The sequence below is a fragment of the Rathayibacter sp. AY1F6 genome, assembly GCF_002932035.1.
In the GTDB taxonomy this organism is placed as follows: domain Bacteria; phylum Actinomycetota; class Actinomycetes; order Actinomycetales; family Microbacteriaceae; genus Rathayibacter.
Window position 1 is genome coordinate 50,917 of sequence record NZ_PSVD01000016.1, and the last position, 23,823, is coordinate 74,739.

The following is a 23,823-nucleotide window of genomic DNA, read 5'->3' on the forward strand; positions in this document are numbered from 1 at the left end:
CGCGGCCCAGGGACAGTGCCGAGACTCCGGCGTCGTCCGGGCCACCTCGAACTCGAAACGCAAGCGCGCTCGGCGCGGAATGGGAATGCAGCGTGGATCTCTTCGAATACCAGGCCCGTGATCTGTTCGAGAAGTACGGCGTCCCCGTGCTCCCGGGCATCGTCGCCGACACGCCGGAGGAGGTGCGCGCCGCGGCGGAGAAGCTGGGCGGCGTCACCGTCGTCAAGGCGCAGGTCAAGATCGGCGGCCGCGGCAAGGCGGGCGGCGTGAAGGTCGCGAAGACCCCCGAGGACGCGTTCGCCGCGGCGCAGTCGATCCTCGGCCTCGACATCAAGGGCCACGTCGTCAAGCGCGTCATGGTCGCCGGCGGTGCGCGCATCGACCGCGAGTTCTACTTCTCGGTGCTGCTGGACCGGGCCAACCGCTCCTACCTCTCGCTCACCTCCTACGAGGGCGGCATGGAGATCGAGCAGCTCGCCGTCGAGCGCCCCGACGCCCTCGCGCGCGTCGAGGTCGTCCCCGGCCGGGGCATCGACCAGGCCAAGGCCGAGGAGATCGCCCGCGCGGCGAAGTTCCCGGAGGAGCTGATCGCCAAGGTCGCGCCCGTCCTGGTGAAGCTCTACGACGTCTACACCGGCGAGGACGCCACGCTCGTCGAGGTGAACCCGCTCGTGCTCACCGAGGAGGGCGACATCGTCGCGCTCGACGGCAAGGTCTCGCTCGACGAGAACGCCGGCTTCCGCCACGCGGACCACGCCGCGCTCGAGGACAAGGACGCCGCCGACCCGCTCGAGGCGAAGGCCAAGGAGAACGACCTCAACTACGTGAAGCTCGACGGCGAGGTCGGCATCATCGGCAACGGCGCGGGCCTGGTCATGTCGACCCTCGACGTCGTCGCCTACGCCGGAGAGAGGCACAACGGCGTGAAGCCGGCCAACTTCCTCGACATCGGCGGCGGAGCCTCCGCCCAGGTGATGGCGAACGGCCTCGACGTGATCCTCGGCGACGAGCAGGTCAAGAGCGTCTTCGTCAACGTCTTCGGCGGCATCACCGCGTGCGACGCGGTAGCCAACGGCATCCTCCAGGCGCTCGAGATCCTCGGCGACTCGGCCACGAAGCCGCTCGTCGTCCGCCTCGACGGCAACAAGGTCGAGGAGGGCCGCGCGATCCTCCAGGCCGCCGCCAACCCGCTCATCACGCTCGCCGCGACCATGGACGAGGGCGCCGACAAGGCCGCCGAACTCGCCGCCGCGTAACGGACCCGACGACTCAAGGAATCAGAGAACAAGCATGTCGATCTTCCTCACCAAGGACTCCAAGGTCATCGTCCAGGGCATCACCGGCGGCGAGGGCACCAAGCACACCGCGCTGATGCTCAAGGCCGGCACGAACGTGGTCGGCGGCGTCAACGCCCGCAAGGCCGGCACGACCGTCACCCACGGCGACGTCGAGCTCCCCGTCTTCGGCACCGTGAAGGAGGCGATGGAGGCCACCGGCGCCGACGTCTCCATCGCGTTCGTGCCGCCCGCCTTCTCGAAGGACGCCGTCATCGAGGCGATCGACGCCGAGATCGGCCTCCTCGTCGTCATCACCGAGGGCATCCCGGTGCAGGACTCCGCGGAGTTCTGGGCGTACGCGCAGGAGAAGGGGAACAAGACGCGGATCATCGGCCCCAACTGCCCCGGCATCATCACGCCGGGCGAGTCGCTCGTGGGCATCACCCCCGCGACGATCACCGGCAAGGGCCCGATCGGCCTCGTCTCGAAGTCGGGCACCCTGACCTACCAGATGATGTACGAGCTGCGCGACCTCGGCTTCTCGACCGCCATCGGCATCGGCGGCGACCCGATCATCGGCACGACGCACATCGACGCGCTCGCCGCGTTCGAGGCCGACCCCGAGACGAAGGCGATCGTGATGATCGGCGAGATCGGCGGCGACGCCGAGGAGCGCGCCGCGGACTTCATCAAGGCGAACGTCACGAAGCCCGTCGTCGGCTACGTCGCGGGCTTCACCGCCCCCGAGGGCAAGACGATGGGCCACGCCGGCGCCATCGTCTCCGGCTCCGCCGGGACCGCGCAGGCCAAGAAGGAGGCCCTCGAGGCCGCGGGCGTGAAGGTCGGCAAGACGCCGTCCGAGACGGCCGCCCTGCTCCGCGAGGTCTACGCGGCGCTCTAGCGCCCGTCCTCCCCGCACCACCGTCGGAACGGACGGTGCCCCTGCTCCGGCGGGCGGCGCCGTCCGTTCCGTCGTCGGGGCGGGTCCGGCCGGAGTAGCGTCGCAGAGTGACCCGCCGCCTCGGACTCGACCTGCTGACCTTCGTGCCGTACCCGGAGGGCCCCGAGCAGCCCGGCGACGCCGCGCGGAGCCTCGAGGACGGGCTCGCTCTGCTCGAGCTCGCCGAGGAGCTCGGCTACGGCACCGGCTGGGTCCGCGTGCGGCACTTCGAGCGCTACCTCGCGTCTCCGATGACCTTCTTCGCGGCCGCCTCCCAACGGACCCGCCGCCTCCGCCTCGGGACCGCGGTCATCGGCGCCCGCTACGAGTCGCCCGTGCGCCTCGCCGAGGACGCCGCGACCGTGGACCTGCTCTCGGGCGGACGCCTCGACCTCGGCGTCAGCAGCGGCTTCGCGCATCTCGCCTCCGTCTTCGACGGGGTATTCGGGCAGGCCGAGCGCGACTTCCGCGAGGAGGCGCAGGAGCGCATCGCGCGACTCCGCGAGGCGCTCTCGGGCGCCGTGCTCGGCGTCGCGGAGTCGGCCCTGATGTCGGTCCCGGTCGGCGCTCCGCTGGTTCAGCAGCCGCACGCGCCCGGCCTCGCCGACCGGCTCTGGTACGGGGCGGGAACGGTGTCCTCCGCGGTCCGGGCAGGCGAGCAGGGCATGCACCTGCAGGTGTCCACGCTCAACACGGAGGAGACGGGCCTGCCGTTCGCCGAGCAGCAGGCGGTGCAGATCCGCGCCTACCGCGAGGCCTTCGCCGCAGCGCACCCGGGGCGCACGTCGAGGGTGACGGCGGGCCGGATCGTGCTGCCGCTGCTCGACGCCGCCGACGAGGAGGCGCACCGCCCCTTCATCGAGGGCTACCTCGCGCGGATGGACGACGAGGGCCGCCCCCGCACGGCCGACCGGTCGATCATCGCCGCCCCGATGCGCTTCAGCCCCCTCCACGTCGGGAGCCCGGAGCGGATCGTCGCATCGCTCGCCGCGGATCCGGCGCTCGCGGAGGCGGACGCGCTCACGGTGACGCTCCCGGCGGTCGGCGGGGTGGAGTCGCACCGGCGCATCCTGCGCGCCGTCGCCGAGCGCATCGCCCCTCAGCTGGGCTGGACGCCCGGGGCTTGAGGATCAGCGCCGCGCGAGCAGTGCCCGGACGGGCCGCTGCAGAAGGAGCAGAAGCAGCCACCAGAGCCCGACCGACGGGACCAGCAGCGCCAGCGCCAGTGCGACGAGGAGCAGCGCGAGAGGCAGCAGGGCGGGCGCGAGCGGCAGGGGCCCTGTGCCGGGCCGCCTGAGCTCCGGGTGCCGGGAGAGGCGCAGCTCGATCAGGACCAGCGCCCCGCTCATCGCGGCCATCGTGCCGATGTAGAGCCCGAACGTCGCCCGGGAGTCCGGGAACAGCGCCAGCGCGCTCGTCGAGAACGGGAAGAACGCCAGCGCGGCCAGCCAGAGCAGGTCCAGCCACACCAGGGCGCCGTCGTAGTCCCCGGCGATCTCGAAGACGCGGTGGTGGGGGATCCAGAAGACGGCGATGACCGCGAAGGAGAGCGCGAAGGCGAGGACCGAGTCCAGGTGCTCCGCGAGCAGCGCCGGGACTCCGCCGCCCTCCCGGGCGACCTCTGGAGCCAGCTGCACCAGCGGCAGGACGAGGACGGTGATGGCGATGGCGGCGGTCGCGTCCGAGAAGTTGACGAGCCGGTCGAGCCCGCGCTCCGTCCGGCGGTGGGCCGCTCGTCCTCCGGGGCGACCGCGGTGCACCAGGCGCTCGATCGGACCCGAGAGCAGGAGCAGCAGGAGCGCGAACATGTTGACGGCCGGCACGGCGACGGCGAGCACGAGGGCCGCGAGGAGGACGCTGATCACGATCAGCGACCTCGAGAGGGAGCGCCGCGGTTCCGCCCCCAGGGCCAGGAGATCCGGGTCGCGGCGCACGATGAGCTGCATCGCGAGGGTCGCCGCGCTCGCCGCGATCATCGTGCCGATGTAGAGCGCGATGACGCTGCCGTCGGTGTCGAGCACGTTCGAGATCAGGTTCGCCGCGAAGGGGAGCAGCACGACCGCGGCCAGCCAGACGAAGTTCGCGACGACGAGCGCGGGCGAGTACCGGGCCACGCCCTCGAAGACGGAGTGGTGGACCGCCCACAGCCGCCCGATCACGGCGAACGTGATGAAGAAGGCGGAGAGGGTGCCGTAGTGACCTGTGAGGAGGGACCCCAGATCGGCCGCGCGGCCCTCCTCGACCACGTCGACCAGGGGGAGGACGAGGAACGTGATGGCGATGGCGACGACGGCGTCGGAGAAGTTCACGAGGCGGTCCAGGCCGCGCTCCGTCCGTGCGTCCGAGGTCCCCGTCATGGCTCCGACACTAGAGGGCCGGGCGGCGCGCCCCTGACCCTCCTCCGAGCGCGCCGCCGCTAGGCTCGTCAGGCCCATGAACCGGATCACCGTCGCCCTCCTCGCCGCCTTCGACGCCGCGCTGTCGGCGCTGATCGGGATCGCGATCCCGCTCGTCCCGCTGACCGTCCTCTGGGCCGTGCAGTACGACACGACGGTCGACTTCGGCGTGTTCTGGCGGGTCGCCGCCGACGCCTGGCTGCTCGGCCACGGGGCCGACCTGCAGGCGGCGCTGGCCCCCGACTCCGCCCTCGCCGTGGCGCTGCCCGGAGGCGCGGACGCCTTCCCGGTGACGATCGCTCCGTTGGCGTTCGCACTCCTCACCGTGCTGCTCGGCGCGCGCACCGGCCGCCGCGCCCAGGAGTCGCCGTTCCGGGCCATCGGCGTCCTCGTCGCGATCGCGACCTACCTGGCGATCGCGCTCCTGGTCTCGCTCGGATCCGCGGACCCGGCCGCCACCGTCGATCCCCTGCAGGGGACGCTGCTGCCGCCGCTCGTCTTCGCGCTGGGGGTGCTCGTCGGAGCAGCGCTCCACTCCGCCCGCAGCGACGAGGCCGACCCCCTCGGCGAGCTGGCCGCCTCCGCGCTCGACCGCGTCCCCGCGCCGGGGCCCGGGCTCGTCCTCGCGTCGCTGCGCGGGGGAGCGCTCGCCGCGGCGGGCGTGGTCGGCGTCGCGGCGGTGCTCATCGCCGTGCTGCTGGTCGTGCACTACACCTCGGTCGTAGCGCTCTACGAGAGCCTGGGCGCCGAGGCGCTCGGCGGCCTGGCCCTCACTCTCGGGCAGCTCGCGTTCCTCCCGAACCTGGTGATCTGGGCGGCGAGCTGGCTGATCGGCCCGGGCTTCGCCCTGGGCACCGGCTCCTCCGTGAGCGCGGCCGGGACGCTGCTCGGACCGATCCCGTCGATCCCGGTCCTCGCCGCACTGCCCGCAGGGGACTCGGCCTTCGGATTCCTCGGACTGCTCGTGCCGCTGCTCGCCGGGTTCGCCGCGGGATGGCGGCTGCGGCGCGGCGTGATCGAGGCGCTCGACGGACGCTCGCTGCTGCGCTGGGGCGCCGCCGCGGCCGGCGGGATCGGCGTGGTCGGCGGCCTGCTGCTCGGGCTCCTCGCCTGGTTCTCGGCGGGCGCCGCCGGGCCCGGGCGGCTCGCCCAGGTGGGCCCGGACCCGCTCGTCGTCGGGGCGGTCGCCGCCCTCGAGCTCGCGCTGGCCGCGGGCCTGGGCCTCGCCGCGGGCCGCAGCCGACGCGGCTGACGCCGGCGGAGGCGTCCCCCTAGACTTGCGCAGTGCTGAAGTTGGTCGTGCTCCTCTCCGGCGGCGGATCGAACCTCCGCGCCCTGCTGGACGCCACCGGCGACGAGGGCTTCCCCGCCCGCATCGTCGCGGTCGGCAGCGACACCGACGCCGAGGGCTTCCGCCACGCCGAGGAGCGCGGAGTCCCCGCCTTCACGGTCGCGCCGCGCGGCTTCTCCTCGCGCGACGAGTGGGGCGCCGCCCTGCTCCGGCGCATCCGGGAGTGGGAGCCCGACCTCGTCGTCTGCGCGGGCTTCATGCGCATCCTGCCGCCCGTGGTGGTGGACGCGCTCAGCCCGCGGATGATCAACACGCACCCCGCCCTGCTGCCCCTCTTCCCCGGCGCCCACGCCGTCCGCGACGCCCTCGCCGCCGGCGCGACCGAGACCGGCGTCACCGTGCACGTGATCGACACCGGCGTCGACACGGGACCCGTCATCGCCCAGGAGAGCCTCGCCGTGCTCCCCGGCGAGAGCGAGGACGCGCTGCACGAGCGCATCAAGACCATCGAGCGTCGCCTGCTGGTGCAGACGGTGCTCGACATCGCCCACGGAACCGTCGACCTCGAGGAGCTCGCCCGCGCATGAGCATCACCGCCCACGACCCCAGCAGCTACGACGACCGCGACCGGGTCCCCGTCCGCCGGGCGCTGATCTCGGTCAGCGACAAGACCGGCCTGCTCGAGCTCGGAGCGGCGCTCGCCGCGGCCGGCGTCGAGCTCGTCTCCACCGGCTCGACCGCAGCGACCCTCCGCGGCGCCGGCCACGAGGTCACCGACGTCTCGGCCGTCACCGGGTTTCCGGAGTCGCTCGACGGCCGCGTGAAGACGCTGCACCCGGCCGTGCACGCGGGCATCCTCGCCGACCTGAGGCTCGCCTCGCACCGCGAGCAGCTGGAGCAGCTCGACATCGCCGCGTTCGAGCTGGTCGTGGTGAACCTGTACCCGTTCCGCGAGACCGTCGCCGGCGGCGCCGACGCGGCGACCGTGGTCGAGAACATCGACATCGGGGGCCCGGCCCTCGTCCGCGCCTCCGCGAAGAACCACGCGAACGTCGCGATCGTCGTCGATCCGGCCGACTACTCCGGGATCGCGACCGCCCTCGCCGACGGCGGCACGACGCTCGCCGCGCGCCGCACCCTGGCGGCCCGCGCCTTCGCGCACACCGCCTCCTACGACTCCGCCGTCGCCGCCTGGTTCGCCGGGCAGGAGGCGGCCGAGGGCGTCGAGGGCTCGGTCGAGATCCGCGGGACCCTGCAGCAGGTCCTCCGCTACGGCGAGAACTCGCACCAGAAGGCGGCCCTCTACGTCTCGCCCGACGGCACCGGCATCGCGCAGGCGACGCAGCTGCACGGCAAGGAGATGTCCTACAACAACTACGTCGACGCCGACGCGGCCGTCCGCGCGGCGTACGACTTCGTACTGCCCGCCGTCGCGATCATCAAGCACGCGAACCCGTGCGGCATCGCGATCGCGAGCTCGAAGGCGATCGACCCCATCGCCTCCGCCCACCGCCGCGCCCACGAGTGCGACCCGGTGTCGGCCTTCGGCGGCGTCATCGCCGCGAACCGGCCCGTCACCCTCGCCATGGCCGAGACGGTGAAGGAGATCTTCACCGAGGTGCTCGTCGCCCCCGGCTTCGAGCCCGAGGCGCTCGAGGTGCTGAAGACCAAGAAGAACCTGCGCCTGCTGCAGCTCCCCGACTTCTACGCCCCCGTGGAGCGCGAGTTCAAGCAGATCTCCGGCGGCCTGCTGCTGCAGGAGCCGGACCGCTTCATCGGCGGCCCCGGCGAGGTCAGCTCCGGCTGGCAGCTCGTCGCCGGCGAGCCCGCCGACGCCGACACGATGCTCGACCTCGAGTTCGCGTGGAAGGCCTGCCGCGCCGTCAAGTCGAACGCGATCCTCCTCGCCAAGGGCGGCGCCTCCGTCGGCGTCGGCATGGGTCAGGTCAACCGCGTCGACTCCTGCCACCTCGCCGTCACCCGCGCCGGCGACCGCGCCCCCGGCACCGTCGCCGCCTCCGACGCGTTCTTCCCCTTCGCCGACGGCCTCGAGGTGCTCCTCGCCGCCGGCGTGAAGGCCGTCGTCCAGCCCGGCGGCTCCGTCCGCGACGCCGAGGTCATCGACGCGGCCGCCCGCGCCGGCGTCACGATGTACACGACGGGGGAGCGGCACTTCTTCCACTGAGTGACGGGCGCTCCGCGCCCGTCACTCAGGTGCTTGTCTTCCCCGCCGCTCCCTGCGCGGCGGGGCGCGGTCGGCTCGGCGACGCTGTGCGTTCCGTGGAGCGGGGAGCGTCGCCGGTCGCGGGAATCGCTTGGCACGCGATCCCCGCTGAACCGGCTCTGCCTTGCGGTGCTCGTCTTCCCCGCCGCTCCCTGCGCGGCGGGGCGCGGTCGGCTTCGCGACGGGGTGCGTTCCGTAGAGCGGGTAGCGTCGCCGACCGCGGGAATCGCTTGGCACGCGATTCCCGCTGAGTCGGCTCTGCCTTGCGGTGGGCGGTTTCCCGGCCGCTCCTCGCGCGGCGGGGCGTGGTCGGTGCCACGACGTGAGGCTTTCCATGGAGTGGGGGCGTCGCCGGTCACGGGAATCGCTTGGCACGCGATTCCCGCTGAAACCGCTCTGCGGTGCGGTGAGTGGCTCTTAGGGGGCTGCTAGGGGATCGACAGGCGAGGCGCGGGCGGGGGCGCGTAGGGTCGCCGGGTGCCTTCCGACTCGACGCCCGCGTCCACTCCCGACACCCCGACCGCAGCGACCACCACCGCCCCGAACCGGGACCGCGCGCCCGGGACGGGCCGCCGGATCCTCGTCGCGCTGCTCGCCGCCGCGGCGACCGCGCTCGTGGCGCACCTCGCCAACCTGCTGGCCTTCTTCATCGGCAACCAGCTGCAGCCCGGCTCCATCCCGCAGGTCAACGCCTACTTCCTGCTCTCGAGCGTGCTCGGCTTCGTGGTCGTCCTCGTCCTCGCCGTCGCGGGGATGCTCGGACGCACCTGGAGCGCCGCCCTCGCGGGACTCGTCGCGGGCGTGGTCGGAGCCGTGTTCGGCACGCTCGTCCAAGCCAGCGCCACCGGCGAGGCCGTCACGGGCGCCGTCTGGGCCTCCATCTTCCAGACCTTCGCCGGACTCAACCTCGTCTTCCTGCTCGCGTTCACCGTCTCGGCGGCGAGCGTCGGCCACACGCTCTGGAACCGCCTCCGCATCACGGGCGCTCCGGCCGCCGTCGTCACCGACCGCCGCATCGCGATCGTCCGGGCCCCGGCCGCCGACCTCTCGGCGGGCGAGCTCACCCACCTCGAGCGCGTCCCCGTCGACCAGCAGCGCGCCCAACAGCAGTGGGAGGCGTACGTCGACCTGCTCGAGCGGGCCGGCTGGGAGACGGTCGAGGCCGCACCGGCGCCCGGACTCGCCGACTCCGTCTTCCTCGAGGACGCGGTCGTCGTCTTCGGCGACCACGCCGTGATCGCCCGGTCCGGAGCGGAGTCCCGCCGCGGAGAGACGGCGGGCGCCGAGGAGGCCGTCCGCGCCCTCGGCCTGACGGTCGACCGCATCGAGGAGCCGGGCACGCTCGACGGCGGCGACGTCCTCAAGGTGGGATCGACGGTCTACGTCGGCCGCGGAGGCCGGACCGACGCGGCGGGGGTAGCCCAGCTGCGCGCGATCCTCCGCCCCCGCGGGTACGACGTCGTCGCGGTCCCGCTGACCAAGGTGCTGCACCTCAAGAGCGCCGTGACCGCGCTGCCCGACGGCACGGTCATCGGCTGGGAGCCGGTCGTCGACGAGCCGCGCCTGTTCCCCTTCTTCCTGCCGATGCCCGAGGAGGCGGGCGCCCACGTGGTCGTCCTCGACGACGACACACTCCTGATGGCCGCCTCCGCTCCCCGGAGCGCCGAGCTGCTGAAGAGCCTGGGCTACCGCGTCCTGACCGTGGACATCTCGGAGTTCGAGAAGCTCGAGGGCTGCGTCACCTGCCTCTCGGTCCGCGTCCGCTGACGGCGGAGGCGGGGGAACCGCCGGATCGCGGCGGCCGCTGGACGGAGCACATAGCCCGGGTATAGCCTTCAAGGCTGCCCGGAGCTCTTCGGCCCGGTGGCACCTCCCGCCTCCCCTGCCGGGTGGGCGGGGAGGCCCCGCCCTCGTCGCGAAAGCCCTCCGCCGTGTCCGCTCCCGCCCTCCCGTCTCCCGGCGCCCCCGCGCAGAAGCGCCCGAGCACGCTGCAGACCCTGCTGCGCCTCGTCCCCTTCGTCGGCGACTCCCTGCCCCGGCTGGTCGGCGGCATCGCGGTCGCGCTCGTGGCGAGCCTGGTGTCGCTGGTCATCCCGATCGTCCTGCAGCAGCTCGTCGACGGGCCGCTGGGGGACGGAGCGGCCTCCGCCGGCTCCGGCGACCTCGGGCCGCTGATCGGCCCGGTCGCCGTCATCCTCGTGCTCGGCGTCGTCGAGGCCGGTGCCATCGCGCTGCGCCGCCGGATGGTCCTCACCCCCAGCACGCGGATCGAGGCGCGCATGCGCTCGGCGCTCTACAGCCGCCTGCAGGACCTCCCCGTCTCGTTCCACGACCGCTGGCAGAGCGGGCAGCTCCTGTCGCGGGCGATGAGCGACCTCAGCCTCATCCGCCGCTGGATCGCCTTCGGCTTCGTCCTGCTCGTGGTCAACGCGCTGACGATCGTCGTCGGCTTCGGCGTCCTCGTCTACTGGAACCCGATCCTCGGCGTGCTCTTCGTCGTGTGCTCGATCCCGGTCTGGATCTACGGGTTCGCGTTCGAGAAGCGCTACTCGAGCATCGCGCGCCGCAGCCAGGACCAGGCGGGCGACCTCGCCACGACCGTCGAGCAGTCGGTGCACGGCATCCGCGTCCTGAAGGCCTTCGGCCGCCACCAGCACGCGCTGGAGAACTTCGCCGGCCAGGCCGAGAAGCTCCGCGGCACCGAGATCGACAAAGCCCGTGCCATCGCCGGGATCTGGCTCGTCCTCCTGCTGGTGCCGGACATCGCGTTCGCGCTCTGCCTGCTCGGCGGGGTCTGGCTCGCCGCGGCCGGTCAGCTGAGCGTCGGCGAGCTGTTCGCCTTCTTCGCCACCGCGACCGTGCTGCGCTGGCCGGTCGAGTCGATCGGCTTCCTCCTCTCGATGACCTTCGACACCCGCACGGCGGTCGACCGCTACTTCGAGGTGATGGACAGCCGGAACACCATCACCGACCCGGAGGACCCCGAGACGATCCTCGAGCCGCGCGGCCGGGTGCGCTTCCGCGACGTCCACTTCCGGTACCAGGACGCCCCCGAGCGCTACCGCGACCTCCTCGACGGCGTCGACCTCGAGGTCGAGCCGGGCGAGACGATGGCGCTGGTCGGCATCACCGGCTCCGGGAAGACGACGCTCACCGCGCTGCTCCCGCGCCTCTACGACGTGACCGGCGGAGCCATCGAGCTCGACGGCGTCGACATCCGCCGGCTCCGCCGCGACGAGCTGCGCATGCACATCGGCATGGCGTTCGAGGACGCGACGCTCTTCTCCACCAGCGTGCGCGAGAACGTCCTCCTCGGCCGACCCGACGCGACCGAGGAGGAGCTGCTCGAGGCCCTCGAGATCGCGCAGGCCGACTTCGTCCACCGCCTTCCCGAGGGCCTGGACACCAAGGTGGGCGAGGAGGGGATGAGCCTCTCCGGCGGCCAGCGCCAGCGCCTGGCCCTCGCCCGCGCGGTGGCCGCTCGTCCGGCGGTGCTTGTCCTCGACGACCCGCTCTCGGCGCTCGACGTCGACACGGAGGCGCGCGTCGAGGCAGGGCTGCGCCGCGTGCTCGGCGACACCACGGCGATCATCGTCGCCCACCGCCCCTCGACGGTGGCGCTCGCCGATCGCGTGGCACTGATGGAGGAGGGCCGCATCACCGCGGTCGGCACCCACAGCGAGCTGCTCGCGAGCAGCCCGCACTACCGCTTCGTCATCTCGAGCCTCGAGGAGGACGAGCTGACCCGGCCCGCCGGAACCGAGCGCATCGGCTCCCGCCCCACGACGACCCACCAGGAGACGCGATCATGAGCACGCTCGGATCCTCCGAGGAGCGCGACGACCTCAGCAGAGCGGAGTCGGCGGCCCTGCGCCGGCGCTCGCTGCGGCTGCTCGGCTCCCTGCTGCGGCCGCTCCGGCTGCGGCTGGTGCTCACCGCGGTCGTGGTCGTCGTCGCGACCGCTGCCCAGGTCGCGGGACCGGCGCTGATCGCGGCGGGCATCGACAACGGTCTGCCCGCGGTCCTCGCGGGGAACGCGGTCCCGCTGGCGGTCACGGTCGGCGCCTACATCCTCACCGGACTCGTCGGCGCGCTCCTGGTCGCCTGGTACACCGTGCTCTCCGCGAGGGTGAGCCAGGCGATCCTGATCGACCTGCGCAAGCGGGTCTTCCTGCACACCCAGAAGCTGAGCCTGGAGTTCCACGAGAACTACACCTCCGGCCGGATCATCTCGCGCCAGACCAGCGACCTCGACTCCATCCGCGAGCTGCTCGACTCCGGCATCAACCAGCTGGTGCAGGGTGCGCTCTACATGGGCTTCGTCGCGATCGCCCTCGTCTCCCTGGACGGCGTGAGCGGCATCGTGCTCGCCTGCGCCCTGGTGCCGCTCGCGCTGCTCACCCGCTGGTTCCAGAAGCGGTCGCAGGCGCTGTTCCGCGGCACCCGCGTCGCCTCGTCGCGACTGATCGTGCAGTTCGTGGAGTCGATGACCGGCATCCGCGCCGTGCAGACCTTCCGCACGCAGAAGCGCAACGAGTCCGTGTTCGGCGGGGTCGTCGAGCAGTACCGGCTCGCCTACAAGCGCGTCTTCGGGGTGTTCGGCACCTTCGACCCCGGGCTCGTGCTGATCGGCAACGTCACCGTCGCCGTGGTGCTGTTCATCGGCGGCGTCCGCGTGCTCGACGGCGGGCTCGAGATCGGCGCGCTGCTGGCGGTCCTGCTCTACACCCGGCGCTTCTTCGACCCGGTGCAGGAGATGGCGATGTTCTACAACTCCTACCAGTCGGCGGCCGCCGCGCTCGAGAAGATCTCGGGCGTGCTGGCCGAGGAGCCGAGCGTCCCGGATCCGGCCCGCCCGGTCGACCTGCGCCAGGCGCGGGGCCGCCTCGGCTTCGAGGGCGTCCGCTTCGCCTACACCGCCGACCGCGAGGTGCTGCCGCGCTTCGACCTCGACATCCCCGCAGGGCAGACCATCGCCCTCGTCGGGTCCACGGGCGCCGGCAAGACGACGCTCGCCAAGCTGATCTCGCGCTTCTACGACCCGAGCGACGGCGTGGTGACCCTCGACGGCGTGGACCTGCGGCAGCTGCACCCGAAGGACCTGCGGCGCGCGATCGTGATGGTCACCCAGGAGGCGTACCTCTTCTCCGGATCCGTCGCCGACAACATCGCGATCGGGCGGCCGACCGCGTCCTACGACGAGATCGTCCGGGCCGCGCAGGCGGTCGGCGCGCACGAGTTCATCCAGGCGCTGCCGGACGGCTACGACACCGACGTGAACAAGCGCGGCGGCCGCGTCTCGGCCGGTCAGCGCCAGCTGATCTCGTTCGCCCGCGCGTTCCTGGCCGACCCGGCGGTGCTGATCCTGGACGAGGCGACCTCCTCCCTCGACATCCCGAGCGAGCGCCTGGTGCAGCAGGGCCTGCAGACGCTCCTGGCGGACCGCACGGCGGTCATCATCGCGCACCGCCTCTCGACGGTCGCGATCGCCGACCGGGTGCTGGTGATGGAGCACGGCCGCATCGTCGAGGACGGCACTCCGGAGGCGCTCATCGCCGGCGAGGGCCGCTTCGCCACCCTGCACGCGGCCTGGCGGGACTCGCTCGTCTGATCGGCTGCCGCTCGCGACTCACGTCCCGGAGCCGCTCCCGGCTCAGGGGCGCCAGCGGGCGCTGCGCACGTCGACGCGCCAGCCGCCCGGCGTGACGACGAGGGGCGTGCCCTCGCGCTCGTACTCCCGGCGGGCGCGCTCCTCGTGGCCGACCGGGGGCGCTCCTCCCGCGCGGACGACGCGCCACCAGGCGGTGTCGGAGCCGTAGCGGGCCATCACCGTGCCGACCGCGCGTGCCGCACGCGTGCCGAGGACCGCGGCGATCTCGCCGTAGGCCATCACGCGGCCGGGCGGGATGGAGGCGACCACCTCGAGGACGGCGGAGACGAAGTCGGCCGGCTCCGCTGCCTCCGGCGCCGCGCTCAGAGCGTCAGCGCCCCGATGTTCTCGCCGTACTGCGTCTCGCCGACGACCTCGAAGCCGATCCAGCGGAAGAACTGCTCCGGGCCGTCCTCGCCGGACTCCCAGATCACCGTGAGCGTGTCGAAGCCGCGGGCGCGCGCCTCGTCGGCGGTGGCGCGGACGGCGAAGGTGCCGACGCCGCGGCCCTGCTTCGCCGCGTCGATGTTGATGCGCCAGATGCAGCTGCGGAACTCCTCCGCCGCCTCCGGGTCGAAGTGCGCGTGGATGAAGCCGACCAGCTCGTCGCCGTCCATCACGGCCCGCTGCCAGGAGGCGCCCGGGTCGATCACCGCGGCGGCGGCGGAGTAGGAGACCGGCGCGATGAACTGCTCCTGGCCGGGTTTGAGGCTCAGGCCGTTCACGGCGGAGATGTTCGAGGCGGACAGCTCTTCCAGGCGGAGGTCACTCATGCCGTCACTGTACCGGCGGCGCAGGACGGCGGGCATCCTCCTGTCGGGCGACGTGCGCCGGCCCCGGCGCGGACGATCGAGAACTGTCTCGACATCGAGACAGTTCGGGCCTCGGGTAGGCTGGCGGAGGCCATCCGGAGCGGTGCAGAGCCGCCCGTCCCGCACAGGTGCGGGGTCATCGACACCATGGGAGAGCAATGTCCAAGATCAAGGTTGAGGGAACGGTCGTCGAGCTCGACGGCGACGAGATGACGCGCATCATCTGGCAGAAGATCAAGGACACCCTCATCCACCCGTACCTCGACGTGAACCTCGAGTACTACGACCTCGGCATCGAGTACCGCGACGAGACGGACGACCAGGTCACGATCGACGCGGCGCACGCCATCCAGAAGCACGGCGTCGGCGTGAAGTGCGCGACCATCACCCCCGACGAGGCCCGCGTCGAGGAGTTCGGCCTCAAGAAGATGTGGAAGTCACCCAACGGCACGATCCGCAACATCCTCGGCGGCGTGATCTTCCGCGAGCCGATCATCATCTCGAACATCCCGCGCCTGGTCCCCGGCTGGAACAAGCCGATCATCATCGGCCGCCACGCGTTCGGCGACCAGTACCGCGCCACCGACTTCGTCTTCAAGGGCAAGGGCACGCTGACCGTCGAGTTCACGCCCGAGGACGGCTCCGAGCCGATGAGGTTCGAGGTCTACAAGGCCCCGGACGACGGCATCGCGCAGGTCCAGTACAACCAGGACGCGTCGATCCGCGACTTCGCCCGCTCGTCGCTGAACTACGGCCTCTCGCGCAACTACCCGGTCTACCTCTCCACCAAGAACACGATCCTCAAGGCCTACGACGGCCGCTTCAAGGACATCTTCGAGGAGATCTTCGAGACCGAGTTCAAGGAGCGCTTCGACGCCGCGGGCCTCACCTACGAGCACCGCCTCATCGACGACATGGTCGCCTCGGCCATGAAGTGGGAGGGCGGCTACGTCTGGGCCTGCAAGAACTACGACGGCGACGTCCAGTCCGACACCGTCGCGCAGGGCTTCGGCTCGCTGGGCCTGATGACCTCCGTGCTCTCCACGCCCGACGGCAGCGTCGTCGAGGCGGAGGCGGCGCACGGCACCGTCACGCGCCACTACCGCCAGCACCAGGCCGGCAAGCCCACCTCGACGAACCCGATCGCCTCGATCTACGCCTGGACGCGCGGTCTCGCGCACCGCGGCAAGCTCGACGGCAACCAGGAGCTCATCGACTTCTCGCTCACCCTGGAGGACGTGGTCATCAAGACGGTCGAGTCCGGGAAGATGACGAAGGACCTCGCCCTGCTCGTCGGACCCGAGCAGGGCTGGCAGACGACCGAGGAGTTCCTCGCGACCCTCGACGAGAACCTGAAGGCCCGCATGTCGGCCTGATCTCCGGCTTCGGCAGACGCGTCCGGCCCGCACGATCCTCGGATCCTGCGGGCCGGACGCGTCTCCGGGCCCGGTGGGACGCGCCCGGGCCGAGCGCCTCAGAGTGCCCGGGCGAGGTCCTCCATCGCGTGGAGCGGATCGGGCCCCGACGGCATCAGCACGACGCTCGACGCACCGGCCTCGTGCAGCAGGCCGATGCGGCGACGAGTGTCCTCGGGGGTGCCCACGACGGCCAGCTGGTCGACCCAGGCGTCGGGCAGGTCGCGGACGAAGGCGGCGCGGTCGGCGCTCTCGGCCCGCAGGCGGGCGAAGTCCTCCGCGAAGGGGAGCGGCTCGATGTGCGGCGCCCAGTCCGGCTCGCCGATCCACTCGAGTCCCGGCCGGACCGCGTCGCGCGCGGCGGCCGCGTCGTCGTCCACGGCTGCCACGTTGTAGGCGACGATCCGTCCGGTGCCGCCGAGGTGGCTGCGGGCCGCCGCGAGGTACTCCGGAGTGACGGGCTCGGCCAGGACGACCCCGTCGGCGATCCGGCCCGCGAGCGCCAGCGACTTCGGTCCGCGGACGCCGGCCAGCAGCGGCGGCACGACGGCGGGCGGCGACTCCAGGACGAGGCCGTCCACGTGCACGTAGCGGCCGGAGCGGTCGGTGCGCTCGCCGGAGAGCAGCGAGCGGATCGCGTCGAACTGCTCCTCGAGCAGGGTGAGCGGGCTGCGCGGCCAGACGCCGAGGCCGCGCATCCAGTGCGGCATCCCGTGCCCGATGCCGGCGTGGACGCGGCCGGGGAACAGTTCGGCGAGAGTGCCGAGCTCCATCGCGGTGAAGGCCGCCGTGCGGACGGCGGCGGGCAGGATGCCGATGCCGACGACGATCCGCTCGGTGGCGGCGAGCACCGCGCCGGCCTGGGCGATGCCGCCGCGGAAGCCGAGGTCCTCGACCACCCAGAGCTCGTCGAAGCCGAGCTCCTCGGCGCGGCGGGCGTAGCCGAGCACCTCGGAGGCGGGGAGATCGCGGGGGAGCAGGACGCCGACAGCGGTGTCGGAGGAGGAGGCGCGCATCCGGCCAGCGTAGGGCGTGCGGACAGGCGGAGGGCCCGCCCGCACGATCGCGGACGGGCCCTCGCTCGTCGTCCTATTCGGCGGCCGCCTCGCCGATCCGCACCTGCTCGGGGCGGGCGGTCGAGACGACCTCGATGCGGCGGGGACGCGCCTTCTCGCTGACCGGGATGGTCACCGAGAGCACGCCGTTGTCGTAGGACGCGGCGATGCGCTCGGTGTCGACGCCCTGGCCGAGGCTCAGCTGGCGGACGAAGGTCGCCGACTGGCGCTCCCGGGTGATCCAGGTGGCGTCGTCGCCGCTCGCGACGGTGCGCTGGGCACGGATGGTGAGGAGCTGCCCGTCCACGTCGACGTCGACGGACCCCGGGTCGATGCCGGGGAGGTCGGCGGTGAGGACGTAGTGGTCGCCGTCCCGGTACAGGTCGATCGGCATCCGGCGGGGCCCCTGACCGGAGCCGAGGAGGGCGGTGGCGAGGCGGTCCAGCTCGCGGACGGGGTCGTAGGTGACAGCCATGAGATCACTCCATTCAGTCGTGCAACGAAGAGTTCCAAGAGTTGAGCCGACCCGGCTCAACGCGATTAAATTAGCACTCGGGGAGGGGGAGTGCCAACGGATCGGCCCCCTTCAGCGTCAACTTCGTTACCTGTTCGTAACAAAGCTGGGCAATCGAGTTCGTAGGGTCGTTTCTGTGTGGAAACCGATCCGGTTCCCAGCGAATGTGAGTAAGGACATCGATTGCCGATCCACCTGTCCCACCGACCACCCGTCCGCCGCGCTGAGAGGCGCATCCTCGCGGGCCTCGCCGTCCTCGGAGTCGCCGCGACCGCGGCCTTCGCCACCACCGGCGCCAGTGCCGCCCCTCTCGCCGGCAGTGCCTCGCTCGTCGGCGGGCTCTCCGTCGGCCAGAGCTTCGACGACGGCGACTACGTCGTCACCCTCGTCGAGCCCTCCGCGGCCACCTACCAGGGCAGCGATGCCCGCTTCGCCCGCACGGCGCCCGTCGACGGTGCGCAGCTGCAGGCCGCCTCGGCTCCGGTGGAGGACTACTCCGCCCACCTCGAGCAGCGCCAGGAGGACGTCGCCTCCGCGGTCGACGCCGCCATCGGCTACCACTACACCGTCGCCCTCAACGGCTTCTCCGCGACCCTCTCGGGCGAGCAGGCGGGCGAGCTCGCGAGCCGCCGCGACGTCGCCCAGGTCCGCAAGGTCGAGAACCTGAAGGTCGACCGCGCCGCGCAGGCCTCGCCGCTCGCCGCGGCCGCCGCCGGTACCCCCGTGCCCGACACCGGACAGCAGCGCTCCACCGACTTCCTCGGCCTCGAGGGCGAGAACGGCGTCTGGCAGAAGCTGGGCGGCATCGACAAGGCGGGCGAGGGCGTCGTCGTCGGCGTCATCGACTCCGGCATCGCGCCCGAGAACCCCTCCTTCGCAGGCGCGCCCCTGGCGACCTCGCCCGGAGCGGCCCCCTACACGGACGGCACCACCACCTCCTTCGTGAAGTCGGACGGCGGCACCTTCGTCGGCTCCTGCTCGCCGGGGCTCCCCGCCTCCGAGCAGTGGGACGGCGACGAGTGCAACCAGAAGCTCATCGGCGCACGCTGGTTCCTCGCGGACGAGGAGGTCGGCTCGACGGACAACCCCGAGTACCGCTCCCCGCGCGACGCCGACGGACACGGCTCGCACACCGCGAGCACGGCAGCCGGCAACAACGGCGTCGAGGCGAGCGTCGACGGCTACGACTACGGGAAGATCTCCGGAGTCGCCCCGGCCGCCAAGGTCGCCGCGTACAAGGTCTGCTGGAACGGACCCGACGAGGGCACCGACGACGACGACTTCTGCTCCGGAGCGGGCATCCTCGCGGCCATCGACGCCGCGACCAAGGACGGCGTCGACGTCATCAACTTCTCGATCGGCGGCGGCTCGGCCACCTCGACCCTGACCGCGATCGACGAGGCGTTCCTCAACGCCGCCGCCGCCGGCGTCTTCGTCGCGGCCTCGGCCGGCAACTCGGGTGCGGGCGCCTCCACGCTCGACCACGCGTCGCCCTGGTACACCACGGTCGCCGCGTCCTCCATCCCGACCTACACCGCGACCGCCGCTCTCGGCGACGGCCAGAAGTTCGTCGGAGGATCCATTTCGGTCCACGAGGACGTCACCGGACCGCTGGTGAACAGCGCCGACGTCGTCCGCTCGGGCGCCGAGAACCCCGCCATCTGCGAGACCGGCACCCTCGACCCCGACAAGGTGAAGGGCACGATCGTCGCCTGCACCGCGGGCGTCACCGCGCGCGTCTCCAAGTCGGCCGAGGTCGAGCGGGCCGGCGGCATCGGCATGCTGCTGCTCAACCCGACCCCGAACGCCCTGCACGTCGACGACCACTCGGTCCCGAGCATCCAGATCGACTCGCAGGCCTACCAGGCGATCACGACCTACGCCGGCACCGCCGGTGCGACCGTGACCCTCTCCGAGGGCAACTCGTCCGGAGCCTCCATCCCCGTCCCGCAGGTCGCCGGCTTCTCGTCGCGCGGACCCGCTGAGGCGGACGGCGCCGACGTGCTGAAGCCCGACCTCACGGCGCCCGGCGTCGCGATCCTCGCCGACAGCTTCAACGCCGAGGGCGACGACCCCGCCTTCGCGTTCGAGTCCGGCACCTCGATGTCGTCGCCGCACGTGGCGGGCCTCGGCGCGCTGATCCTCGGCGCGACCCCGAAGGCCTCCCCGTCCGCGGTGAAGTCGGCCATGATGACCTCCGCCTACGACAGCGTCGACCAGTCGGGCGCCGCGTCCGAGGACGTCTTCGCCCAGGGCGCGGGACACGTCGACCCGGCCGCGTTCCTCGATCCCGGACTGCTCTACCAGAGCGGCACGGAGGACTGGATCGCGTTCCTCAAGGGTGCGGGCTACGTCTTCACCTCGAACCCGGTGATCGACCCGATCGCCGCGATCGACCCGTCCGACCTCAACCAGGCCTCGATCGCGATCGGCGCCCTCGCGGGCACGCAGACTGTGACCCGCACGGTCACCTCGACCGGCGCGGGCACCTACACCGCCTCGGTCGACGGCCTCGCCGGGATCGACACCGTCGTCTCGCCCTCGACCCTCTCCTTCACGGGTGCGGGCCAGACGGCGGAGTACACGGTCTCCTTCACCACCGGCTCGGCGGCGCTCAACCAGTTCGCCACCGGCTACCTGACCTGGGCGAGCGCGGAGCACGACGTCCGCAGCCCGATCGCGGTGCGCCCCGTCCTGCTGGACGCGCCCTACGAGGTCTCCGGCACCGGCTCGACCGGCACCGGCACGGTGACGGTCACGCCCGGCATCACCGGCGCGCTGCCGCTCACCGCGAGCGGTCTCGCCGAGGGTGTCCTCGCCGAGGACGCCACCGCCGCCGACGGCCACTCGGCGACGCTCCCCACGGGGAAGTCGCTGACGACCACCGTCGTGGTGCCGGAGGGCGCCGAGTTCGCCCGCTTCGACCTCGACTCGCTCGACGACGCGGCCGACCTCGACCTCACCGTCACCAGCGAGAGCACCGACAAGGTCTTCACCTCGGCGACCGGCTCGGCCGACGAGCGCGTCGACATCGCCGACCCCGCTCCGGGCGAGTACACGGTCCAGGCCGATGTCTACTCAACCGCTCCGGGATCCTCGACCGTCACGTTCGACTTCCGCAGCTTCGTCATCACTCCGGAGAACGGTCTCGGCTCGCTGAGCACCGACCCCGCCGTGGTCGACGCCGTGCAGGGCGAGCCGATCGCGTACGCGGTCTCCTGGTCGAACCTGGCGGGCCCGGCCCGCTACCTCGGCCGTGTCGCCTACACCGACTCGGGACTCGCGACGCTCGTGAGCGTCGACGTCACCGAGGCGGTCACCCCCACCCCGACGCCGACCGCGACTCCGAAGCCCACGGGCACCCCGGAGCCGACCGCGACGCCGACGGCCGGCCCCACCGCCGGACCGGGGGAGCCCACCTCCACGCCGACCGCCGGACCGGGCGCGCCCGGCCACGGCGCCGGCGGCCTCCCGTCGACGGGCTTCGACGGCGGTCTCCTCGGAGCCGCCGCCCTCGCTCTCCTCGGTGCAGGTGCTGTGATCACCGGCCTCCGACGCCGCGCCCTGGCGCAGCGTGAGGCGGGCGCCGCGGAGTAGTCCTCCGCGACCGCCGCGAACGGCCGTCCCCCTGCTCCTCCAGGAGCGGCGGGGGCGGCCGTTCGCCGTTCCCGGGCCGGGGAGGCGGAGACGGGGCGGCTCGTGGTGCGTGCCGGGAGCAGGACCGGCCCGGCTGCGTGGGGGAACGGCTCGAGAGGGGAGGCGGGAGCGGGTCGGGGAGAGATCGACGATCAGGCGGGGCGGAACACCTCCGACTGGGGGCCCGGCGGCGCGATCGGCCCGGGGTCCCGCTGCGGTCGCGCATCCCCTGAGGTGCATCGACGGGAGAGCGCGGTGGCGACCTGCCGCTGCGAGCCGGGACGACGCGTTCGGTCCCGGTCCGAGGCGGCGGCGAGCGCACGGGGACCGCGGTGCACCCTCGGGGACAGCGGTGGACGGCTCCGAGCGAGCGCCCCCTCGGCCTGAGCGGCCGCCGTCAGGATCAGAGGGAGCGGCGTCCCGCGATGACGCCGGAGACGACGGCGAGGACGCCGAAGACGATCGCGACGACCGGCTGGCCGAGGTCCAGCCACGCCAGCGCGGCGGCGCCCATCACGAGCAGCTCGATCAGCGAGCGGCCGTAGACGTCGATCGCGAGGACCGCGCGCGGCGAGAGGAAGAGCGCCCAGATCAGCGCGGCGACCACCGGAGCGCCGATGCCGAGGACGATGTTCCACGGCAGGTCCCACGACGCGAAGCCCCAGAGGGCGAAGGTCGCCAGCGCGACGAGCTCCAGGAGGAACCGGAGGATCGCGTTCGGGCCGATCCTGATGTCGGTGCCCGCGGTGTCCGCTCCTGCTCGATTCACGCCGACCATGCTAGCCGCCGGAGGTCAGCGGAAGATGATGGTGCGGGCCCCGTCGAGGAGCACCCGGTCCTCCGCGAACCACTTGACCGCCTGCGTGAGCGTGCGGCTCTCCTCGTCCTGCCCGATGGCCACGAGCTGGGCGACCGAGTGCGAGTGGTCCACGCGCACCACGTTCTGCTCGATGATCGGCCCCTCGTCGAGGTCGCTGGTCACGAAGTGCGCGGTCGCCCCGATCAGCTTGACGCCGCGGGCGTGCGCCTGCTTGTACGGGTTCGCGCCCTTGAAGCCCGGCAGGAACGAGTGGTGGATGTTGATGGCGCGACCGGCCAGTCGCGCGCAGAGCTCGGGGGAGAGGATCTGCATGTAGCGCGCCAGGACCACGAGCTCGACGTCGTGCTCCTCGACGACCTCCAGCACGCGCTCCTCGAACCCGCGCTTCGACTCCGGCGAGACCACGGGGCGCGACTCGAAGGGCACGCCGTAGAACTCGGCGAGGTCGCGCAGGCTGCCGTGGTTGGACAGGATCATCGGGATGTCCACCGCGAGCTGCCCGGCGCGCTGGCGGAAGAGCAGGTCGTTGACGCAGTGCGCGGCCGTGGAGGCGAGGACGAGGGTGCGCAGCGGCCGGCCGACGACGTCGAGGCGCCAGGTCATCCCGTAGTGCTCGGTGATCGGCAGCAGGGCGGCGGCGAACTCCTCGCGGCTGATCGGCGACTCCACCTGCAGGCGCATGAAGAAGCGGCCGGTGTCGGCGCTCGAGAACTGCTGGCTCTCGGTGATGTTGCCGCGGGCCTGGACGACGGCACCGGACACGGCGTGCACGATGCCCGGCTGGTCGGGGCAGGCGAAGGTCAGGGTCCAGTGGTTTCCCGCGGGCCGGGCGCCGGACCACGCGGCGTCGCTGCCCGTCGGACGGGTGCTCGCGGAGGCGGGCCGGGGAGTCGCGGACGCGGCGGGTTCGGGCTGCATCCGCCCAGGATAACGGTGGGGCACGGGGCGGTCCGCGCGCCTCAGCCCGCGTCGACGGACACGACGGCGACGGGTCCCGTCCGCCCGTCCGGGGAGGAGTAGCGGACGCCGATCGTGTGCCTCCCGGGACCGACCTCCAGCGTCGCGGCGAGGACGGGGGCTCCGGGAACGAGGAACCGCACCTGCCCGCCGTCGACCAGGAGGTCGAGGCCGTCCGCGTCGGGATCGGCGAGCACGAGCACGCCGACCGCGCCCCCGCTCGACGCGGCCCGGGCGAGGAGCACCGGAGCGCGCAGGTCGACCGTCTCGGGGGCGCTGACTCCTGCGGCGGTGCGCGCCAGCACCGTGGTCCTGCCCGCGGGGAGGGGGAGCGCCGGCGCGGTCCAGGAGCCGTCGGCGTCGGCGGTGGCGGAGCCCACACGGTGTCCGTCGGAGGCGTCCTCGAGGAGCACCTCGGCGCCGGGCGCGGCGGTGCCCCGGGCATCGGGCAGCAGCCGGCCGTCGGTGTCGAGCGCGAGGGCCGGTGCGGCCGGAGCGGGAGGTGCGGCCGGAGTGGGGGTCGTGACCGGTGCGGGAGTCGAGACCGGAGCGGAGGTGCTCGGCGCCTCTGTAGGGACCGGCGCCGGAGTGCTCGGTACGTGCGTCGCTGCCGGAGCCGGAGTGTCCGGTGGGGGAGTCACGGTCGGAACAGGAACCGGGACCGGAGTGCTCGGTGCGGGGGTCGGGACCGGGACGGAGGGCAGGGCCGGGCCGCTGCCGATCGGGCCCGGCGCGGAGCCCCCGGTCGTGGCCCCCGGCGGCCCGGAGGGGGCCGGAGCCTCGGGGACGGCGGGCTTGGGCGCCGGTGCCGCGCTGCCGGTCACGGCCGGGCGGGG

General features: G+C 72.7%; 18 protein-coding genes and 1 pseudogene. 11 read left to right on the forward strand and 8 right to left on the reverse strand.

Annotated features, from left to right (window positions below; genetic code table 11):
• The first annotated feature begins 92 nt into the window (after positions 1–92).
• The 3 genes from sucC (at position 93) to C5C44_RS12695 (ending at position 3,344) form a co-directional block, all read left to right on the forward strand.
• Complete coding sequence (sucC, locus tag C5C44_RS12685; RefSeq protein WP_104227296.1) at positions 93–1,256, forward strand: ADP-forming succinate--CoA ligase subunit beta; 1,164 nt, start codon at positions 93–95, stop codon at positions 1,254–1,256.
• A gap of 34 nt (positions 1,257–1,290) precedes the next feature.
• Positions 1,291–2,178 carry a succinate--CoA ligase subunit alpha gene (gene sucD, locus C5C44_RS12690; RefSeq protein WP_104224929.1) on the forward strand — a complete coding sequence of 296 codons (888 nt, stop codon included), beginning with the start codon at positions 1,291–1,293 and terminating at the stop codon, positions 2,176–2,178.
• A gap of 107 nt (positions 2,179–2,285) precedes the next feature.
• Positions 2,286–3,344 (forward strand): LLM class flavin-dependent oxidoreductase, encoded by a 1,059-nt coding sequence (locus C5C44_RS12695; RefSeq protein WP_104324678.1) that lies wholly within the window; start codon positions 2,286–2,288, stop codon positions 3,342–3,344.
• Positions 3,345–3,347: 3 nt separating this feature from the next.
• Here the strand turns inward: C5C44_RS12695 and C5C44_RS12700 are convergent, their stop codons facing one another.
• On the reverse strand, positions 3,348–4,574 hold the full coding sequence (locus C5C44_RS12700) for a TMEM175 family protein (protein ID WP_181065558.1): 1,227 nt from the start codon (positions 4,572–4,574) through the stop codon (positions 3,348–3,350).
• A gap of 76 nt (positions 4,575–4,650) precedes the next feature.
• On the opposite strand from C5C44_RS12700, the gene C5C44_RS12705 reads away from it, so the two are divergent.
• The 6 genes from C5C44_RS12705 (at position 4,651) to C5C44_RS12730 (ending at position 13,739) form a co-directional block, all read left to right on the forward strand.
• On the forward strand, positions 4,651–5,865 hold the full coding sequence (locus tag C5C44_RS12705) for a DUF6350 family protein (RefSeq protein ID WP_104327992.1): 1,215 nt from the start codon (positions 4,651–4,653) through the stop codon (positions 5,863–5,865).
• Positions 5,866–5,897: 32 nt separating this feature from the next.
• Positions 5,898–6,491, forward strand: coding sequence for a phosphoribosylglycinamide formyltransferase (purN, locus tag C5C44_RS12710; protein ID WP_104251067.1), 594 nt, complete (start codon positions 5,898–5,900; stop codon positions 6,489–6,491).
• Complete coding sequence (purH, locus tag C5C44_RS12715; RefSeq protein WP_104335963.1) at positions 6,488–8,089, forward strand: bifunctional phosphoribosylaminoimidazolecarboxamide formyltransferase/IMP cyclohydrolase; 1,602 nt, start codon at positions 6,488–6,490, stop codon at positions 8,087–8,089. The genes purN and purH overlap by 4 nt, the downstream gene beginning before the upstream one ends.
• Positions 8,090–8,605: 516 nt before the next feature.
• Positions 8,606–9,895, forward strand: coding sequence for a dimethylargininase (gene ddaH / locus C5C44_RS17450; RefSeq protein ID WP_104227290.1), 1,290 nt, complete (start codon positions 8,606–8,608; stop codon positions 9,893–9,895).
• A 164-nt stretch (positions 9,896–10,059) separates the two neighbouring features.
• Positions 10,060–11,940 (forward strand): ABC transporter ATP-binding protein, encoded by a 1,881-nt coding sequence (locus C5C44_RS12725; RefSeq protein ID WP_104327981.1) that lies wholly within the window; start codon positions 10,060–10,062, stop codon positions 11,938–11,940.
• Positions 11,937–13,739 (forward strand): ABC transporter ATP-binding protein, encoded by a 1,803-nt coding sequence (locus C5C44_RS12730; protein WP_104258297.1) that lies wholly within the window; start codon positions 11,937–11,939, stop codon positions 13,737–13,739. Before C5C44_RS12725 ends, C5C44_RS12730 begins: the two co-directional genes overlap by 4 nt.
• Before the next feature lie 42 nt (positions 13,740–13,781).
• On the opposite strand, the gene C5C44_RS12735 is transcribed toward C5C44_RS12730, so the two are convergent.
• Both C5C44_RS12735 and C5C44_RS12740 read right to left on the reverse strand, forming a co-directional pair.
• Positions 13,782–14,105 carry an MGMT family protein gene (locus C5C44_RS12735; protein WP_104238475.1) on the reverse strand — a complete coding sequence of 108 codons (324 nt, stop codon included), beginning with the start codon at positions 14,103–14,105 and terminating at the stop codon, positions 13,782–13,784.
• Complete coding sequence (locus C5C44_RS12740; RefSeq protein ID WP_104224946.1) at positions 14,102–14,551, reverse strand: GNAT family N-acetyltransferase; 450 nt, start codon at positions 14,549–14,551, stop codon at positions 14,102–14,104. The genes C5C44_RS12735 and C5C44_RS12740 overlap by 4 nt, the downstream gene beginning before the upstream one ends.
• Positions 14,552–14,748: 197 nt before the next feature.
• On the opposite strand from C5C44_RS12740, the gene C5C44_RS12745 reads away from it, so the two are divergent.
• Positions 14,749–15,966 (forward strand): NADP-dependent isocitrate dehydrogenase, encoded by a 1,218-nt coding sequence (locus C5C44_RS12745; protein WP_104224939.1) that lies wholly within the window; start codon positions 14,749–14,751, stop codon positions 15,964–15,966.
• Between the two features lie 98 nt (positions 15,967–16,064).
• On the opposite strand, the gene C5C44_RS12750 is transcribed toward C5C44_RS12745, so the two are convergent.
• Together C5C44_RS12750 and C5C44_RS12755 are read right to left on the reverse strand one after the other, a co-directional pair.
• The gene (locus C5C44_RS12750) at positions 16,065–17,021 is read right to left on the reverse strand and encodes an LLM class flavin-dependent oxidoreductase (protein WP_104335964.1); all 957 of its coding nucleotides are present in this window, start codon (positions 17,019–17,021) and stop codon (positions 16,065–16,067) included.
• A 73-nt stretch (positions 17,022–17,094) separates the two neighbouring features.
• Positions 17,095–17,535, reverse strand: coding sequence for an Hsp20/alpha crystallin family protein (locus C5C44_RS12755; protein ID WP_104335965.1), 441 nt, complete (start codon positions 17,533–17,535; stop codon positions 17,095–17,097).
• Between the two features lie 222 nt (positions 17,536–17,757).
• On the opposite strand from C5C44_RS12755, the gene C5C44_RS12760 reads away from it, so the two are divergent.
• Positions 17,758–21,171: a S8 family serine peptidase gene (locus C5C44_RS12760; protein WP_104335966.1), complete on the forward strand. Its 3,414-nt coding sequence runs from the start codon at positions 17,758–17,760 to the stop codon at positions 21,169–21,171.
• Between the two features lie 442 nt (positions 21,172–21,613).
• Here the strand turns inward: C5C44_RS12760 and C5C44_RS12765 are convergent, their stop codons facing one another.
• The 3 genes and pseudogenes from C5C44_RS12765 to C5C44_RS12775 all read right to left on the reverse strand — a co-directional run.
• Positions 21,614–21,979, reverse strand: coding sequence for a YrdB family protein (locus C5C44_RS12765; protein WP_104276971.1), 366 nt, complete (start codon positions 21,977–21,979; stop codon positions 21,614–21,616).
• Positions 21,980–22,003: 24 nt separating this feature from the next.
• Positions 22,004–22,948, reverse strand: coding sequence for a formyltetrahydrofolate deformylase (purU, locus tag C5C44_RS12770; protein WP_104227281.1), 945 nt, complete (start codon positions 22,946–22,948; stop codon positions 22,004–22,006).
• Between the two features lie 41 nt (positions 22,949–22,989).
• Positions 22,990–23,823: pseudogene (locus C5C44_RS12775) on the reverse strand (hypothetical protein); the annotation flags it as partial.